Source organism: Streptomyces sp. NPDC047315 (assembly GCF_040643215.1).
Taxonomy (GTDB): Bacteria; Actinomycetota; Actinomycetes; order Streptomycetales; family Streptomycetaceae; genus Streptomyces.
In genome coordinates this window covers 1-16,326 of the sequence record NZ_JBEYTZ010000023.1, presented here as the reverse complement: position 1 = coordinate 16,326, position 16,326 = coordinate 1, and the positions used below count along the sequence as shown (strand labels likewise).

At 72.6% G+C, this 16,326-nt stretch carries 13 protein-coding genes, 2 tRNA genes and 1 pseudogene; 7 read left to right on the top strand and 9 right to left on the bottom strand.

Going from position 1 to position 16,326, the window contains the following annotated elements; all coding sequences use genetic code 11:
- The first annotated feature begins 361 nt into the window (after window positions 1–361).
- A complete protein-coding gene (locus ABZ842_RS25070; protein ID WP_361540748.1) occupies window positions 362–2,587 on the top strand; it encodes an elongation factor G-like protein EF-G2 in 2,226 nt (741 codons plus the stop codon).
- A gap of 192 nt (window positions 2,588–2,779) precedes the next feature.
- Window positions 2,780–4,432 (top strand): hypothetical protein, encoded by a 1,653-nt coding sequence (locus tag ABZ842_RS25065; RefSeq protein WP_361540745.1) that lies wholly within the window; start codon window positions 2,780–2,782, stop codon window positions 4,430–4,432.
- A gap of 241 nt (window positions 4,433–4,673) precedes the next feature.
- On the opposite strand, the gene ABZ842_RS25060 is transcribed toward ABZ842_RS25065, so the two are convergent.
- Complete coding sequence (locus ABZ842_RS25060; RefSeq protein ID WP_361540742.1) at window positions 4,674–5,234, bottom strand: HIT domain-containing protein; 561 nt, start codon at window positions 5,232–5,234, stop codon at window positions 4,674–4,676.
- A gap of 66 nt (window positions 5,235–5,300) precedes the next feature.
- Between ABZ842_RS25060 and ABZ842_RS25055 the strand changes: the two genes are divergently transcribed.
- Window positions 5,301–5,999, top strand: coding sequence for a potassium channel family protein (locus tag ABZ842_RS25055; RefSeq protein WP_361540739.1), 699 nt, complete (start codon window positions 5,301–5,303; stop codon window positions 5,997–5,999).
- 28 nt (window positions 6,000–6,027) lie between these two features.
- Here the strand turns inward: ABZ842_RS25055 and thrS are convergent, their stop codons facing one another.
- From thrS to ABZ842_RS25040, 3 genes and pseudogenes are all read right to left on the bottom strand, one after another.
- On the bottom strand, window positions 6,028–8,004 hold the full coding sequence (thrS, locus tag ABZ842_RS25050) for a threonine--tRNA ligase (protein WP_361540736.1): 1,977 nt from the start codon (window positions 8,002–8,004) through the stop codon (window positions 6,028–6,030).
- Between the two features lie 176 nt (window positions 8,005–8,180).
- Window positions 8,181–9,413: a hypothetical protein gene (locus tag ABZ842_RS25045; protein ID WP_361540733.1), complete on the bottom strand. Its 1,233-nt coding sequence runs from the start codon at window positions 9,411–9,413 to the stop codon at window positions 8,181–8,183.
- A pseudogene (locus ABZ842_RS25040) lies at window positions 9,413–9,535 on the bottom strand (DUF4365 domain-containing protein); the annotation flags it as partial. The gene ABZ842_RS25045 and the pseudogene ABZ842_RS25040, both read right to left, overlap by 1 nt.
- A 195-nt stretch (window positions 9,536–9,730) precedes the next feature.
- Between ABZ842_RS25040 and ABZ842_RS25035 the strand changes: the two are divergent.
- A complete protein-coding gene (locus tag ABZ842_RS25035) occupies window positions 9,731–10,456 on the top strand; it encodes a 3'-5' exonuclease (protein WP_361540730.1) in 726 nt (241 codons plus the stop codon).
- A gap of 76 nt (window positions 10,457–10,532) precedes the next feature.
- On the opposite strand, the gene ABZ842_RS25030 is transcribed toward ABZ842_RS25035, so the two are convergent.
- Window positions 10,533–10,604 (bottom strand) — tRNA-Val (locus ABZ842_RS25030).
- A gap of 39 nt (window positions 10,605–10,643) precedes the next feature.
- Window positions 10,644–11,099, bottom strand: coding sequence for an SRPBCC family protein (locus ABZ842_RS25025; protein ID WP_361540727.1), 456 nt, complete (start codon window positions 11,097–11,099; stop codon window positions 10,644–10,646).
- A gap of 104 nt (window positions 11,100–11,203) precedes the next feature.
- Here ABZ842_RS25025 and ABZ842_RS25020 point away from each other — a divergent pair, with 104 nt between their 5' ends.
- A complete protein-coding gene (locus ABZ842_RS25020; RefSeq protein WP_361540724.1) occupies window positions 11,204–13,756 on the top strand; it encodes a hypothetical protein in 2,553 nt (850 codons plus the stop codon).
- A gap of 91 nt (window positions 13,757–13,847) precedes the next feature.
- Here the strand turns inward: ABZ842_RS25020 and ABZ842_RS25015 are convergent.
- Window positions 13,848–13,919 (bottom strand) — tRNA-Val (locus tag ABZ842_RS25015).
- A 56-nt stretch (window positions 13,920–13,975) separates the two neighbouring features.
- Window positions 13,976–14,485 carry a TIGR02611 family protein gene (locus ABZ842_RS25010; protein ID WP_361540722.1) on the bottom strand — a complete coding sequence of 170 codons (510 nt, stop codon included), beginning with the start codon at window positions 14,483–14,485 and terminating at the stop codon, window positions 13,976–13,978.
- Between the two features lie 190 nt (window positions 14,486–14,675).
- On the opposite strand from ABZ842_RS25010, the gene ABZ842_RS25005 reads away from it, so the two are divergent.
- Both ABZ842_RS25005 and ABZ842_RS25000 read left to right on the top strand, forming a co-directional pair.
- A complete protein-coding gene (locus tag ABZ842_RS25005; RefSeq protein WP_003959770.1) occupies window positions 14,676–15,089 on the top strand; it encodes an SsgA family sporulation/cell division regulator in 414 nt (137 codons plus the stop codon).
- A gap of 188 nt (window positions 15,090–15,277) precedes the next feature.
- Window positions 15,278–15,835, top strand: coding sequence for a CGNR zinc finger domain-containing protein (locus ABZ842_RS25000; protein WP_361540719.1), 558 nt, complete (start codon window positions 15,278–15,280; stop codon window positions 15,833–15,835).
- Window positions 15,836–15,901: 66 nt separating this feature from the next.
- Here the strand turns inward: ABZ842_RS25000 and ABZ842_RS24995 are convergent, their stop codons facing one another.
- Window positions 15,902–16,108 (bottom strand): hypothetical protein, encoded by a 207-nt coding sequence (locus tag ABZ842_RS24995; RefSeq protein ID WP_361541123.1) that lies wholly within the window; start codon window positions 16,106–16,108, stop codon window positions 15,902–15,904.
- Window positions 16,109–16,326: the final 218 nt, after the last annotated feature.

The window sequence follows — 16,326 nt, the reverse complement described above, 5'->3', positions numbered from 1 at the left end:
CTGGCCCATCGTAGCCACGACCGGGGCCCGGTACCGCCGGGCACCCGCAGCCGGCTCCTCCTGGCCCGGCCCCGAGGCCGCCCGGCCGGCGCGCAGAGGCGCGCAGGGGCGCGGCAGGGAGCGCTCGGGCGTACGGCTGAACGTGCGGCGTCGCCCGGGCAGCGGGGCGCGGTGTCCGGCGTGGTGTCCGACGTATGGACGCGCCCTGACGGGAGTGGAAAGCTCGAAGGACGACCGCGGGCTCCCACGGAGCTGCCCCCGAACCCGTACGCTCCGGTCCCCGGCGTCCCCTCGCCCGCGGCCCTCATGTCCCCACCGTGCCATCGCAGCCATCGATCCGATCGATCGGGAGGCAAGAACCATGGGCGACAAGGCGAACGCACACCCCGGAGCCGCCGGCAGGGCTACAACGGCCGACCGGCCCTCATCCATTCGGAACGTGGTGCTGGTCGGCCACAGCGGATCGGGAAAGACCACCCTGGTGGAGGCCCTGGCGTTGACCGCGGGAGCGGTGAACCGCGCGGGCCGCGTCGAGGACGGCGGCACGATCTCCGACTACGACGAGATCGAACACCGCCAACAGCGCTCGGTACAGCTCTCGCTCGTCCCCCTCGAATGGGACGGCTACAAGATCAATCTGCTGGACACCCCCGGCTACGCCGACTTCGTCGGGGAGCTCAGGGCCGGTCTGCGCGCGGCGGACGCGGCCCTCTTCGTCGTCTCGGCGGCCCAGGAGCCCGGCGCCGTCGCGGGGGCCACCCGGGCGGTGTGGGAGGAGTGCGCCGCGGTCGGCATGCCCCGTGCGATCGTCGTGACGCACCTGGAGACGGCCCGCACCGGGTACGAGGAGCTGACCGGGGTGCTCGCCGAGGTCTTCGGCGGGGACGACCCGGACGCCGTGCTCCCGCTCTACCTGCCCCAGTACGGCGAACCGGGGCCCGACGGCCACTCCCCCACGACCGGGCTGGTGGGCCTGCTGACCCGGAAGGTGTACGACTACGCGTCGGGCCGGCGCAGCGAGCTGCCGCCCGACGCCGAGCAGGAGCCGCTGATCGAGGAGGCCCGCAACCGGCTCATCGAGGGCATCATCGCCGAGAGCGAGGACGAGTCCCTGATGGACCGCTACCTCGGCGGTGAGGACATCGACGTCAAGACGCTCGTCGACGACCTGGAGACGGCCGTCGCACGCGGCACCTTCCACCCGGTGCTCGCCGCCGCGCCGGCCGCCGACGGCGGGCGGGAGGGCCTTGGCACCGTGGAGCTGCTGGAGCTGATCACCCGCGGTTTCCCGACGCCGTTGGAGGCCGACTGCCCGCAGGTGACCACCCCGCAGGGCGCGGCCCGCCCCGCGGTGGGCTGCGACCCCGACGGGCCGCTGGTCGCCGAGGTCGTCAAGACCTCCTCCGACCCGTACGTGGGCCGCATCTCCCTGGTCCGGGTCTTCTCCGGCACCCTGCGCCCCGACGAGACGGTGCACGTCTCGGGCCACGGGCTCGACGGCCACGCGGACCGCGACGGCGCGGAGGCGGCCCTGCACGAGGCGGACGAACGGGTCGGCGCGCTCTCGGCCCCGTTCGGCAAGCAGCAGCGCACCCTGGGGCGGGTGATCGCCGGCGATCTGGCGTGCGTGGCGAAGCTGACCCGGGCGGAGACCGGCGACACGCTCTCCGCCAAGGACGCCCCGCTGCTGATGGAGGCGTGGTCGATGCCCGACCCGCTGCTGCCGCTGGCCATCCAGGCGCACAGCAAGGCCGACGAGGACAAGCTCTCCCAGGGCCTGGCCCGGCTGGTCGCCGAGGATCCGACGATGCACCTGGAGCAGAACCAGGCCACCCACCAACTGGTGCTGTGGTGCCTGGGCGAGGCCCATGCGGACGTGGCCCTGGAGCGGCTGCGCACCCGCTACGGCGTCCAGGTCGACGTCGTCCCGCACAAGGTGTCCCTGCGGGAGACCTTCGGGGACAGGTCCGCCGGCCGCGGCCGGCACGTGAAGCAGTCCGGCGGCCACGGCCAGTACGCGATCTGCGAGATCGACGTGGAGCCGCTGCCCGCGGGCTCCGGCATCGAGTTCGTCGACAAGGTGGTGGGCGGCGCGGTGCCGCGGCAGTTCATCCCCTCGGTCGAGAAGGGCGTCCGCGCCCAGGCGGCGCGCGGCGTCGCGGCCGGCTATCCGCTGGTGGACGTGCGGATCACGCTGCACGACGGCAAGGCGCACTCGGTGGACTCCTCGGACGCCGCGTTCCAGACCGCGGGCGCGCTCGCCCTGCGGGAGGCCGCAGGCGGCACCACGATCCATCTGCTGGAGCCGGTGGCCGAAGTTCGGGTGCTGGTTTCGGACGAATACGTCGGGCCGGTGATGAGCGATCTGTCGGGGCGGCGCGGCCGGGTCGTGGGGACCGAACAGGCTGCCGGTTCCCGCACCCTGGTCCGGGCCGAGGTCCCGGAGATCGAAATCGGTCGGTACGCCGTCGACCTGCGTTCCATCTCCCACGGCACGGGCCGGTTCAGCCGCTCGTACGCCCGTCACGAGCCGATGCCGCAGCAGGTCGCCGACCGGCTCAGGGCCCAGCTCGAAGGCGGCGCGTAGCCGCCGTGCGCCCCCGTGGTCCAGGCCGTCCGCCCCGTCCGAGCGGGCGGCCACCACGGGCGTTTCCGCGCTCCCGTGACGAAGCGCCTACGCCCCGGATACGCTGAGGAGCGCAGCTCAACAGGTGTGCGGGGCACGGCAGTCGGGAAGAGGCCGCAGAGCGGAAGCGGCGTGCGGCGATGGGGGCCTTAGGTGGCGGACGGATTCGATTTCTCTCCCGGGGCGCAGATCCCGATCCAGGGAGCGGCGGGACAGACGGCGGCGACGCATGCGCTCGCCTCGGCGGCGTACCGGGACAGCCCGGTCGCGACGATCTTGGACGCCAACAACGACTGGCACAAGTCGGACGTGAAGAAGGGGAAGTTCTCCCTCTTCGAGCCGAATCTGGGCGAGGCGTTCTCCCGGGCCGTGCAGGTGCGGATGCTCGGCGGGGCCCGCGGGGCGCTGATCCAGTCCTTCGGCATGGAGCCCCAGTCGGTGGTGGAGCACTGCCTGGCGGCCAGCCGGCTCCGCAAGGAGCGGGACATCAAACTGACCGCCGTCATGGGCGTCTTCGGGCTGCTGTTCCTGCCGGGGCTGCTGCTGTGGATGGGCGTCTTCCAGCTCCGCCGCACCCTCGCCGGGGCGCAGGACAAGCGCGCGGGGGCATTGGGCACCGGCCTGTTGGTGGCCATCGGCGCGTTCGCCGTGATCCTCCTGATCAAGCTGCCGCTCACCGGCTTCCTGGGCTACTACGCCCGGGGGGTGATCGTCGCTCCGGTGATCGGCTGGTACCTGGCCAAGCGGATCTGTGAGAAGTCCGCCGTCGACATGCGCGCCCGCTGGGACGGGCTGCTGTCGGGCGGCGGGGTGGCGGCCAAGGTGCCCGAGGCCGTCCCCGGCCATCCGAACGAGACCGCGCGCGAGGAGCTGCGCCAGGGCCTGGAGAAGCTGACCGCCGAGCAGAACGCGAACTCGGTCTTCTACGCCGGCCCCAAGGGGATACTGGGCATGGGCACCCGGTGGGGCAGCTGGCAGATGGCCGAGGAGCTGGTGCCCAAGGAAGCCGGCAAGGAGATCAACCAGTTCCGCAGCTGGGACGTGATACGCGCGATCCACGACCGGCTCAAGCTGCTGGAGCGCGGCCCGCTGAACTCCGGCGGCTTCCCCACGCCGTCGGTGAAGCACTGGATCGTGACCCCGGTGGCCGAGGGCGCGGGCGGGGTGAGCCGCCCCGAGGGCGCGGACGTGGAGGCGTTCCAGGTCAAGCCGCACGAGATACAGCGCATCTGCAACCACCAGCAGTTCAGCGGCGGCAACCGGCACTACCTGGGCGTGCAGTTCGTACTCTGGGACGGCCAGTTGGTGATCACGATGATGATCACGGTGACGGTGCTCCACGAGACCCTGCGGGTCGAGGTCACCGGCCATGCGCTCGGCCCGGTGCACGGTCTGTTCACCTCCGGCTCCTCCCCCAAGACCAAGACCGTGAGCAAGACGATCCGCTTCTGGGAGACCCGGGACATCGTGCTGCCGCTGGTGGAGGCAAAGGAGGTGGTGCGGCTCGCGGTGCGCGCGCCCTTCACCTGGTACCCGCCGCTGCTCGACTTCCTCGGCGGCAAGCTGGTACTGCCGGAGCCCTTCGGGCTGCGGCACGCCTGGGCCGAGCAGCCCTGGCGGCACCGCTTCATGGCCGACGACGCGATGCGCGCCGCGGCCCCGGTGCTGCGGGTGGCGCACGCGGCGGCGCTCAAGGTCCTGGAGGAGAACGGCGTCGACACCGACCGCTTCAGCAGCCGGTCGATGGCCGTCAGCGGCGCGGTCCAGGACGCGGCGCCGAAGAAGGCCGACTTGTACGACGCGTAGGGGTTCCGGTACGGCCGAAGGGCTGCCCTCCGCTCGCGGCGGACGGGCAGCCCTTCAGGTCGTGTACGTAAAGTCCGGAGCGGGCCGTCCGGCCGTGTTGCCGTCTTGGCAGGCGCGGTGGCGCCATGGCACATACGCAGTCATGGCGTCTGCGGCCCGGTGGTGGGTTGTTCGCACAGGGAAACGGCGGCTACGTCCAAAGACGCAAGGGCGCACGGGACTTTACGGACACGGGCACGGCCTACGCCTCGGGCCAGGCGTCGGCGAGCATCGCCCGGGTGTCCGCGAGCAGTTGCGGCAGCACCTTGGTGTGCCCGACGACCGGCATGAAGTTGGTGTCCCCGCCCCAGCGCGGCACCACGTGCTGGTGCAGGTGGGCGGCGATCCCCGCGCCCGCCACCGAGCCCTGGTTCATTCCGATGTTGAAGCCGTGCGCCCCGGAGGCGGCCCGCAGCGCGCTCATCGCCCGCTGGGTGAACAGCGCGAGTTCCGCCGTCTCCGCCGCGTCGAGTTCGGTGTAGTCGGCGACGTGCCGGAACGGCACGACCATCAGGTGCCCGCCGTTGTACGGGTAGAGGTTCAGCACCGCGTAGACCCGCTCGCCCCGGGCGATCACCAGCCCGTCCTCGTCCGACTTCGACGGGATGGCGCAGAAGGGACAGCCGTCGCCCGCCTCGGGTCCGGTGGGCTTGTTCTCGCCCTGGATGTACGCCATCCGGTGCGGCGTCCACAAGCGCTGGAACGCGTCCGGCGTCCCCACCCCGATCTGCTGCTCCGGCTCACTCGTCATGCTGTGCAGCATATGGCGTCGCCCCCGTGCAGCGTGTCGCCGGGGGCGGGCCGGAGCGGGCCCAGCGATGCTGGGGCGATGAACGTCCCGAGCAGCCAGAGCCCGAGCGCCGAGAGCCGGATGTGGCGCTGGCGCCAGCGCACGGAGATCCCGCTCTTCCTCGCCTCGGGGGTCTTCCTGGGCTGTTACGCCGTGCGGATCCTCGACGACGACCTGCCGCAGGGGTGGCAGGACGCCCTACTGCTGGTCACCTATGCGACCTGGGCGCTGTTCGTGGTGGACTACGCGGTCCGCTGGCGGATCAGCGGTCAGGGCCTGTCCTTCGTGCGCGGCCATCTCATGGACGCGCTCGTCGTGCTGCTGCCGCTGCTGCGCCCGCTGCGCTTCGTCCAACTCTACGAGTCCGTCCAGCACCGCCAGCGGCAAGCCCGGCTGTCCCTGTACGCCCGGGTGATCGCCTACGCGGGCATGTCGGCGGTGCTGCTCGGCTTCGCCGGTGCGCTCACCGTGTACGCGGAGGAGCGCGGGGCGCCGGGGGCGACGATCAAGACCTTCGGGGACTCGGTGTGGTGGACCTGCTCCACCCTCACCACCGTGGGGTACGGGGACGTGACCCCGGTGACCTTCAAGGGCCGGGCGGTCGCGGTCTTCATGATGGCCGGCGGGCTGGCGCTGCTGGGCGCCGTGACGGGCTCTTTCTCGTCGTGGCTGATCCAGACCTTCACGCTGGACCAGGACGAACGGCCCCCGGGGAGCTCCCCCGGGGGCCGTACGTGAGCCATCTGCGGCGGACGGCCGCGCGCGCTCAGACCTGGATGCGGTCGGCGACGACCTGGGCCAGCTTGTCGAGGGCCTGCTCGCGCGGGACGCCGTTCTCCTGCGAACCGTCGCGGTAGCGGAAGGAGACCGTGCCCGCGTTCATGTCGTCGTCCCCGACGATGATCATGAACGGGACCTTCAGCTTCTGGTGGTTCCTGATCTTCTTCTGCATCCGGTCGGACGAGCCGTCCACCTCGACGCGCAGCCCCCGCTTCTTGGCGTCGGCGGCGAAGGCGTGCAGATAGTCGACGTGGGCGTCGCCGACCGGGATGCCGACGGCCTGCACGGGGGCGAGCCACGGCGGCATGGCGCCCGCGTAGTGCTCCAGGAGGACGGCGAAGAAGCGCTCGATGGAGCCGAACAGGGCGCGGTGGATCATCACCGGCCGCTGACGGGAGCCGTCGGGCGCGGTGTACTCCAGGTTGAACCGCTCGGGCAGGTTGAAGTCGAGCTGGACGGTCGACATCTGCCAGGTGCGGCCGATGGCGTCCCGCGCCTGGACGGAGATCTTCGGTCCGTAGAACGCGGCGCCGCCGGGGTCGGGGGTCAGCGGGAGGCCCTGCTTCTCGGCCACCTGCAGCAGCACCTCGGTCGCCTCGTCCCACGTCTCGTCCGAGCCGACGTACTTCTCCGGGTCCTTGGTGGACAGCTCCAGGTAGAAGTCGGTGAGGCCGTAGTCCCGGAGCAGGTTGAGGACGAAGGTGAGGGTGCGGTCCAGCTCCTCCGCCATCTGCTCGCGGGTGCAGTAGATGTGCGCGTCGTCCTGGGTGAAGCCGCGGGCGCGGGTCAGGCCGTGCACCACGCCGGACTTCTCGTAGCGGTACACGGTGCCGAACTCGAAGAACCGCAGGGGCAGTTCACGGTAGGAGCGGCCCCGTGCATCGAAGATCAGGTTGTGCATGGGGCAGTTCATGGGCTTGAGGTAGTAGTCCGTACCACCGTCGAGCTGCATGGGGGGGTACATGCCCTCGGCGTACCAGTCCAGGTGGCCGCTCTTCTCGAAGAGGGCGCCCTTGGTGGCGTGCGGGGTGTAGACGAACTCGTACCCCTCCTCTTCGTGGCGCTTGCGGGAGTAGTCCTCCATGACGCGGCGCACGATGCCGCCGCGGGGGTGGAAGACCGCGAGGCCGGAGCCGATCTCGTCCGGGACGGAGAACAGGTCCAGCTCCGAGCCGAGGCGGCGGTGGTCGCGCTTCTCGGCCTCGGCGAGGAAGTCGAGGTGCGCCTTCAGCTCGTCCTTGGAGGGCCAGGCGGTGCCGTAGATGCGCTGGAGCATCGGGTTCTTCTCGCTGCCGCGCCAGTACGCCGCGGCGTTGCGCATCAGTTTGAAGGCGGGGATGGCGCGCGTGGTGGGCAGGTGCGGACCGCGGCACAGGTCCTTCCAGCACAGCTCGCCGGTCTTGGCGTCCAGGTTGTCGTAGATGGTGAGCTCGCCGGCGCCCACCTCCACGTCCGCGCCGTCGTCGCTGGACGCGGCGCCCTTGAGGCCGATCAGCTCCAGCTTGTACGGCTCGTCGGACAGCTCCGCGCGGGCGTCCTCGTCGGTCACCACGCGACGGGCGAAGCGCTGTCCGCGCTTCTGGATCTCCTGCATCTTCTTCTCGACGGCCTTGAGGTCTTCGGGAGTGAAGGGCCTGGCGACGTCGAAGTCGTAGTAGAAGCCGTCCTTGACCGGGGGGCCGATGCCCAGCTTGGCCTCGGGGAACAGCTCCTGCACGGCCTGGGCCATGACGTGGGCCGTGGAGTGGCGCAGGATGTCCAGGCCGTCCGGGGAGGAGATCTCGACGGGCTCGACGACCTCGCCGTCCGCGACCTCGTACGTCAGGTCCTTCAGCTCGCCGGCGACGCGCGCGGCGATCACGGTGCGCTCGCCGGGGAAGAGGTCGGCGGCCGTCGTGCCCGTGGTCACCACGCGCTCTTCCCGCTCGGAATCGCGTTGGACGGTCACACGGACGTCGGACACCGTTCTCTCCTGACTGACGAAGGCTACTGAGGGCTCATGAGGGCTCATGAAGGGGGTGCACCCGTGGGCACTGAGTGCGACTGAATCGTACCGACCCTTGAGGTCCGCCCGCGAAACGGTGACCGTGCCTGTGGATAACTCCCCGCCGGACGCTTCCCTCCCTCCGACCTGCGCCCTCACTCCCCCAGCAGTTCGCACGGCTCGTACGGCTCCTCGCGCAGCGACTTCAGGAGCCGGTCGCGCTCGGCCGCGTCCACGGGCACCGCGGCGACGTCCAAGGCGTCGGTGAGCCGGCGGAAGCCGCCGCGGCTCTCCAGCCGCCCGGTCAGCCTGATCGGGACTCCGGCCAGGTGGGCGTGGCCGGCGGTGCGGTACGCGTCCTCGGGCAGCGCGGCGCGCACGTGCGGCACCTCGGCCCCGGCCAGCACCCGCAGCCGGACGACCCCGGCGCCCTGCGGCCCCGCGCGCCGCAGCCGCACCACTGTGCCGGTGAGCCGTACCGGTACGGACGGCTCCGACCGCAGATAGCGCAGTCCGGCGGCGCGCAGGGCCGGCAGGTCACCGGGGGTGAACTCCACCGGTTCGCTGCGGCCTGCCAACCCCTTTGGCCTCGGGGTGCCCGGCGACCACTGCGTCTGCACGGCGGCGCCCTCCGAGCCCCGCACCAGGGCGATCAGGGCCTCCGTCAGCTCCCGGCTCACCCCGAGCGCCACGGCGGAGTCGTACGCGTCAAGGCGGCCGGTCGCCCGCTGATGGTCGGTGGCCTCGCGGGCGGCCTGGAGCGCCTGGTGGAGCGCGGCCACGGCGGGCCGGCCGGTGGCCACGGGCACGAAGGCGGTCAGCGAGCGCCCGCCGGGCGCGGGCGGCACCAGGACGCCCTCCAGCAGCGCGCGGGCCTGGTGGCGGTGGCGTGCGCCGTGGTAGCCGGCCGGGCCGCGGGCGGCGAGCGCGCCGGCCATCAGCAGTCCCCGCGCGGCGGTGCGCAACTGCTCCTGGACGGTCCAGGCCACCGTGCCGGCCGGACCCTGGGGAACGTCGCGCCACCAGCGGACCTCGTCGCTGGGGACGGCGAGGCCGATCAGTACGTCCCGGGCGGAGGGCGCGGAGCTGTGGGCGAGCGCGGTGAGCGCCTCCCCGATCAGATCGGCGCAGTCGGGGAAGGTCCGGCTCTCGGGGACCAGGAGGCTGGTGCCGCCCGCCGAGGCTCCGGGCGGACTCCAGCGGGAGTACCGGCCCGCGGCGCCGCCGCGGCGGCGCCAGCCGTGTCGGTCGAGCAGCGCGCCGAGGACGGCGGGATCGATGCGCCCGGGGTCGGGGCTGCCGTCCGACACGAGGCCGGGGACGGCGGCCGAGGGGGGCGAGGCGGGCGAAGGGTGGGCTCGTACGGATTCGTCGTGGGGGCGGTGCATCAGGGTCTCCCTCCCGACCCGGCCCTCGCCGTGATGTCGCACAGGGCCCGGTCGTCGAAGATCCGCGCGGTGGGTGTCCGCACGGTAGTCCCGCGACACCTGGTCACGGGGTGACAGGCCAAGAGGGTTGCGGAAGCGCCATGGGCTCTTCGACCTTCCGGGCCGATCCGTCCGATGTGCGGATGTTCGTGGCGAGCTGTCAGCTTCCGTGCCCGTCATCTGTGTTGTCACCGCCCGGCGTACGGGGCAAACGGCCCGGGTATCACCGTCTCGGGCAGGGCGGGCGCCATCTGCCGTGCATGGGCGAGGAGTTCGGGATGACGTGCTGGTTCGACGGCCCGTTGGCCGCATTCGACACGGAGACGACCGGCGTGGACGTCGAGACGGACCGCATCGTCTCGGCGGCCCTGGTGGTGCAGGACGCCGCAGGCGCCGCGGTCCGGGTGACGCGCTGGCTGGTCGATCCGGGGGTGCCGGTCCCCGCGGCGGCCACCCGGGTGCACGGCCTGACGGACGAGCACGTCCAGCGGAACGGCCGCTGGCCCGCGCCGGTGATGGAGGAGATAGGGCGCTCGCTCGCCGGACAGTGCGCGGCGGCCCGCCCGCTGGTGGTGATGAACGCGCCGTTCGACCTGACGCTGCTCGACCGCGAGTTGCGCCGTCACCGCGCCGCGTCGCTGGCGCACTACCTGGAGAACGTCCCGCTGTGCGTACTGGATCCGCGGGTGCTGGACAAGCACCTGGACCGCTACCGCAAGGGGCGCAGGACGCTCGCGGACCTGTGTGCGCAGTACGAGGTGGCCTTGGAGGGCGCGCACGACGCGGCGGTGGACGCGGCGGCGGCGCTGGAGGTGGTGCGGGCGGTGGGCCGTCGGTTCGCGGCCCGGCTGGAGCGCCTGTCGGCGGCGGAGTTGCACGCGCTCCAGGCGGTGTGGCACGCGGCGCAGGCCCGGGGCCTGCAGGCGTGGTTCATGCTGAACGGTTCGCCGGAGGCGGTGGATCCCGCGTGGCCGCTGCGCCCCGAACTGCCCGCCGCGGCCTGAGTCCCGGGGGGGGCGAGGCCATGAAAGAACCGGCATGAAAAAACCGGTCCGCCGTTGGCGGACCGGTCTCTCCCGGTGGGCGATACTGGGTTCGAACCAGTGACCTCTTCGGTGTGAACGAAGCGCTCTCCCACTGAGCTAATCGCCCGGGAACGGACTGAACCATACAGGCCCCGACGGCCTGGCTTCAAATCTGTTGTCGCTCCTTGAGGAGCGCCACCAGTCCGCGGCGGCCGGCGCGCATCATGACCGCGTGGTTGGCTCGGAACAGCGGTCGGCCGGGGACGGCCAGCTTCCGCATCAAGGGCTGGTGGACCTCCACCTCCTGGTCGTACCGGACGCGGGTGCCCGCGCCGCCGGGCGTCACGGTCCAGCGGGCCCACCCCACGAGGTCGCCCCGCATGGCGACCTCCAGCACGCCCGCCGCGGGATCCTGGCGCACGGCCCGGACGGTGACGGCCAGCTCGTACGGCAGGGCGGAGCGCAGCCGTACGACGCCGGTGTCGTCGGTGAGCGCGGTGACGGCGCGGATCTGCGGCCACCAGCGGGGGTACTCCTCGGCGCGGGTCAGGACCTCGTACACCGCGCCGGGTGCGGCGGCGAGGTCCCAGCGCGCGCGGAAGCGGTAGTGGTTCCAGTCCATGGCCCCAGTCTGCGCACCCCGCGCGCCGGGAGGGCCGTACTCACCCGCCATCTGAGTACCTGCACCGATGTCCGCGCGGTGTGGCGGGCGCCACACTCCGCAGCATGAACACACCCGTGCCGCCACCCGTGCCGCCACCTGGGCCGCCGCCCGCCGCAGAGTTGGCGATGCTCGAATACGAGTTGGCGCAACTGGACGCCCGTAGGTCGCAGTTGCTGATGCGCCGGGCCTGGTTGCTGGCCGCGGTGCAGCGGCCCGTCGCGGCGCGGGCGCACGCCACCGCCTCGGAGGGGGCACCGCGCGGCGGCGCGCCGGCCCCGGAGACCTCGCGGCACGGTGCGCAGAACGCGCTGCTGGTGCTGGGCGGGGTGCTGTTGGCGGTCGCGGCGATCGCGTTCACGTTGGTGAGCTGGGGTTCCATGGGAATCGGCGGGCGCGGCGCGGTCCTCGCGTCGGTCACGGCCGGCGCACTGCTCGCGCCCGTGGCCCTGCTGCGCCGGGGCTTGGTGTCGACGGCCGAGTCGGTGGCGGCGCTGGCGCTGGTGCTGACGGTGCTGGACGCCTACGCCCTGCGTCAGGTCGCGCTCGCCGACGGGTCGGGCACGGCGTACGCGGCGTGGGCGGCGGCGGTGTTGGCCGCGCTGTGGGCCGGCTACGGGCGGTGGCTGACCGCGTTGCGCCTGCCGCTGCCGCTCGCCGTGGCCTGCGCCCAACTGCCGCTGGGGCTGTGGGCGGTGACGGCGTCGTCCGGGGTGCTGCCGCTGGGGTGGGCGCTGGTGGCGACGGCCGCGTTCGACGCGGCGGTGGCCGTCGTCGTGACGCGTCCCGCGGTACGCGTGACGGCCGCGGTCGGCGCCGGGGTGGCCGGCGGTTGGGCCGGCGCCCTCGGCGCGCTGGAGTCGGCTGCGGCCGGGAGCGCGGCGAGCGCCCTGCTCAGCGGGGTGCTGCTGGCCGCCGTCGCGGCGGTGGCGCTGGGCTGGGCGTGGCGCACGCCCCGGGGCGCCCTGCCCCTGGCCACGGCGGCGGGCCTCTTCCTGGTCGCCGGCGCGGGCGGAGTCCTGCGGGAGGTCTTCCCCGCCGGCTGGGCGGTCCCCGCGTATCTGCTCGCCGCGATCGCGCTGCTGACGGCGGCGGGCGCCGCCCTGCCGCGACAGCTTGCGCGCGGGCTGGCGCTGGCGTCGGCAGCGGTCCACGCGGGCGCGGTCCTCGTGACGCTTCCGCTGCTCCTGCTCGTCGTGGGCGGTCCGGCCGAGACGGTCGCGGACGGCGTCTGGCGGGGCGCGCCCGCCGACGCCCACGCGGCCCTCGGCACCGACCTGTCGCCGGTCGACTTCGCCCCGGCGCCCGTCGTGCTGCTGCTGACAGCGCTCGCACTCGTGGTGTCGTCGGCGTGGCCCCGGCTGCGCGAAGCGCTCCGGCCCACCGAGCAGGCGTCGCCCGTGCCGGACGCCCGGCGGACGGAGCTGGCCCGCGGCCTGTGCGTGGCCCTGGCGTGGGCGGCGCTGCTGACGGTGCCGGTGGCCCTGGAGTGGGCGTACGCCGTGGCCGTGGCGTACGGGCTGGTGCTCACGCTCGCCGCGCTCGCCCTGAGCACGCTCCGGTCAGCGACGGCGGCCCCGGTGGCACTGGGCTGCGCCCTGGTGGGGGCCGGGAGTCTGGGCGCCCTGGCGCTGGCGACCCGCCCCGCGACGTTCGCCGTGCTCGGGGTCCTGCTCGCGGCGCTGGTGTGCGCCGCCGTCGTGACGCGCGCCGGGGACGGCGTGCGCACCACGCTGGCGGTCGCGGCGACGCTCCTCGGCGGCTGGCTGGTGCTCGCGATCGCGCGGGCGGCGGAGCTGCCCTGGCACGGGGCGGGGCTCGCGCTCCTCGTCGTACCCGCAGCGGCCTGCCTGATCGCCGCCCGCACGGACCGCCGGCCCGCGCCCGACACGCCGCCCGACACGTCGCCCGATCCGTCGCCCGACGAAGCGTCCAGCGCCGCCGTACGTCCGCTCACCGGCCCGCTGACGCTCGCCCTGGAGGTCGCGGCGACGGCCGTGGCCACCGCGGCGGTGCTGCTCGCCGTCGGGCAGTTGCCGACGCTCTCCCTGGCGCTGGCGCTCACCGGGGTGATCGCCGCGGGCACCGCGGTCCGTCCGCGGCGCCGCGCGGTGGCGGGCACCGCGGCGGTGGCGCTCTTCGTCCTCGCCGCCTGGGTGCGGCTGGCCGCGTCGGACGTGACGCTCCCCGAGGCGTACACCCTGCCGGTCACCGTGCCCGCGCTGGTCGTGGGCGTGCTGAGGCGGCGGCGCGACCCGCAGGCCCCGTCCTGGACGGCGTACGGCCCCGGGCTGGCCGTGACGCTGCTGCCGAGCCTGTCCGCGGCGTGGGGCGACCCGCACTGGCTCCGGCCCCTGCTGCTGGGCCTCGCGGCGCTGGTGGTGACCCTCGTCGGCGCCCGGCTGCGGCTCCAGGCACCGCTGGTGCTGGGCGGCACGGTACTGGCGCTGGTGGCGCTGCACGAGTTGGCGCCGTACGTGGCGCAGGTGGTGGGCGCACTGCCCCGCTGGCTGCCGCCCGCCGTGGCGGGGCTGCTGCTCCTGACCGTCGGGGCCACCTACGAGCAGCGCCTGCGCGACGCACGCCGGCTGCGCGAGAGCCTCGGCCGGATGGGCTGAGCCGCCCGTGCCCCCTGCGTGCGCCGGGGGCACGAAAACGACGGTGGGGCCGGTCCGCGACTCTTGCGGACCGACCCCACCGTCGGCTGTGTGGGCGATACTGGGATCGAACCAGTGACCTCTTCGGTGTGAACGAAGCGCTCTCCCGCTGAGCTAATCGCCCGGGAACGCACCGCAAACATTACCCCATGTCAGCGGTGGTCCTGACCCCCCTCAGGGCTACTCGTTGATCTTCCACGGCATGACGAGGCCGAACTTCCACAGGTAGATCGCGCCGAGGACGGCGCAGATCACCACGCCGATGGTGGTGAGGATGATGTTCCGCCGCCGGACCCGGGGGTCAAGCGCCCGCTGCGCCGCCTCGCTGACCTTGCGTTTGGTCCAGCGCAGCACCAACTGGGCCCAGACGAACTCGGTCGCCCAGATCGCCATGCCCGCGAAGATCACGAGCCAGCCCGGCCCCGGCAGCACCAGCATGGCGGCGCCCGCGCCGACCACCGCCAGTCCGACCAGGAAGACCCCCACCTGCCAGCTCACGTGCAGCACCCGGGAGCGCTGGATGAACTGCGGCGCGCGCGAGCCCAGCGGTTGGTCAGCCGCCTTCCCGTCCGTCGCCTCCGTCGCGCCCTGGGCGGGCTTCTCCTCGACGGCCCCCGCCGTCACTTCCCCCGTCGCGGAATCCGAGGCCGTGGTCATCAGGGCCTCCCCCCGCTCGCTCTCCGCATTCATGTCCTCAAAGCTACCGGATTCGGCTCGGTCACCGGAATGGCCGTATAACACAAAGTAATGCACCGCCGTACGAGCGATATGAAGAGTCACAAAACGGTCAGACGGGTTTACAACGACACCGTAGGTGGCATGTCGATTTCGCCGACGTGCGAATCCCCGAGCGCACACTGAGCGAAAGGCCCTGGCGCTTATGAACACCACGGTCAGCTGCGAGCTGCACCTGCGCCTCGTTGTATCGAGCGAGTCTTCACTGCCTGTACCCGCGGGCCTGCGGTATGACACGGCCGATCCTTATGCCGTGCACGCCACCTTCCACACCGGAGCCGAAGAGACGGTCGAATGGGTCTTCGCCCGCGACCTCCTCGCCGAGGGCCTGCACCGGCCCACCGGCACGGGTGACGTCAGAGTCTGGCCGTCCCGCAGCCACGGCCAGGGCGTCGTCTGCATCGCGCTCAGCTCCCCGGAGGGCGAAGCACTGCTCGAAGCCCCGGCGCGGGCCCTGGAGTCGTTCCTGAAGAGGACCGACGCGGCCGTGCCACCGGGCACCGAGCATCGTCACTTCGACCTCGACACCGAACTCTCGCACATCCTGGCCGAGAGCTGAGCCAGGCCGAGAGCTGCTCGGCGCCGTCCTACTCGGGGAGACGGCGCCGCGCAGACAACCTCATACGAAAGGAACCGGCGCCGTCACCGCGCACCCACGCGGTGACGGCGCCGGTGCGTGCCGGGGCGAGCCGCTAGAGTCAGCGCAATTCTGCGGGTACCGGCTCGCAGCAGGCCATGGAGTGAATCGTGCTGATCCCTCACGACACCAGATTTGCCCTCGACATGGTGGTCGACCTGGTGAACACGGCGCCGGAGAGCGATCAGGCCGACGGTCTGGCGGACGTCACCGCCCTCCACGCATTCGTCCGAGCCCATTCCATCAGCGACGTCGGCGAACTCGGCGCACGCGATCTGAAAGCCGTCCAGGGCGTGCGGGCACGGTTCGCGGAGATCTTCGCGGCCCCCGAGCGACGGCTCGCGGCGGAACTCATCAACGAACTGGTCGCGGCGGCCGGCACCACGCCCCAGTTGACCGACCACGACGGCTACGACTGGCACGTGCACTACTTCGCGCCGGGCGCCTCCGTCGCGGACCACCTCGCGGCCGACGGCGGGATGGCGCTGGCGTTCATCGTCGTCGCCGGCGAGCAGGAGCGGCTGCGCAGGTGCGAGGCGCCGGACTGCGGCCGGGCCTTCGTCGACCTGTCGCGCAACCGCTCGCGCCGCTACTGCGACAGCCGCACGTGCGGCAACCGCCTGCACGTGGCGGCCTACCGGGCCCGCCGCAGGGAAGCGGCGGGCTGACGCGACCGGCACCGCACGGCGTCACGACGCGCGCCCCCACGCATCGCGGCCTCTCGAATCGCGGCCTCACAGCAGTAGGAGGTCGTGCAGGGCGGCCATGAGCAACAGCACGCCGACCACCGTGAGGAAGATCATCAACGGTGGCTGGGACAGGGCGAAGAGACAGCCTCTCGGCTCGTCGGTCTTCTGTGTCGGTGCGGGGGACTCGCCCCGGGAGGTATCGAGCATCTCGGGGCCGATGATGACGCAGAGCGCGCCGCGACGATCGGCCAACACACATACTGGACAGGGGCGTTCATCACATCCCCGCGCCCCGTCTCACCTGCTGAGAAGTGACTCCTGTCAAACCCGTGTCACCCCTCGGGACGGGCCCGGTCGGCTGCGTGAGACAGGCCCTACTGATCTTTTCGTAAGTTCGGTGGGTGTGGTTGTCGTGTGGGTGGGAGGCTTTCGGGGTGGCATATCAAGCGTCGTTCTCTGCGGTCGGCTCC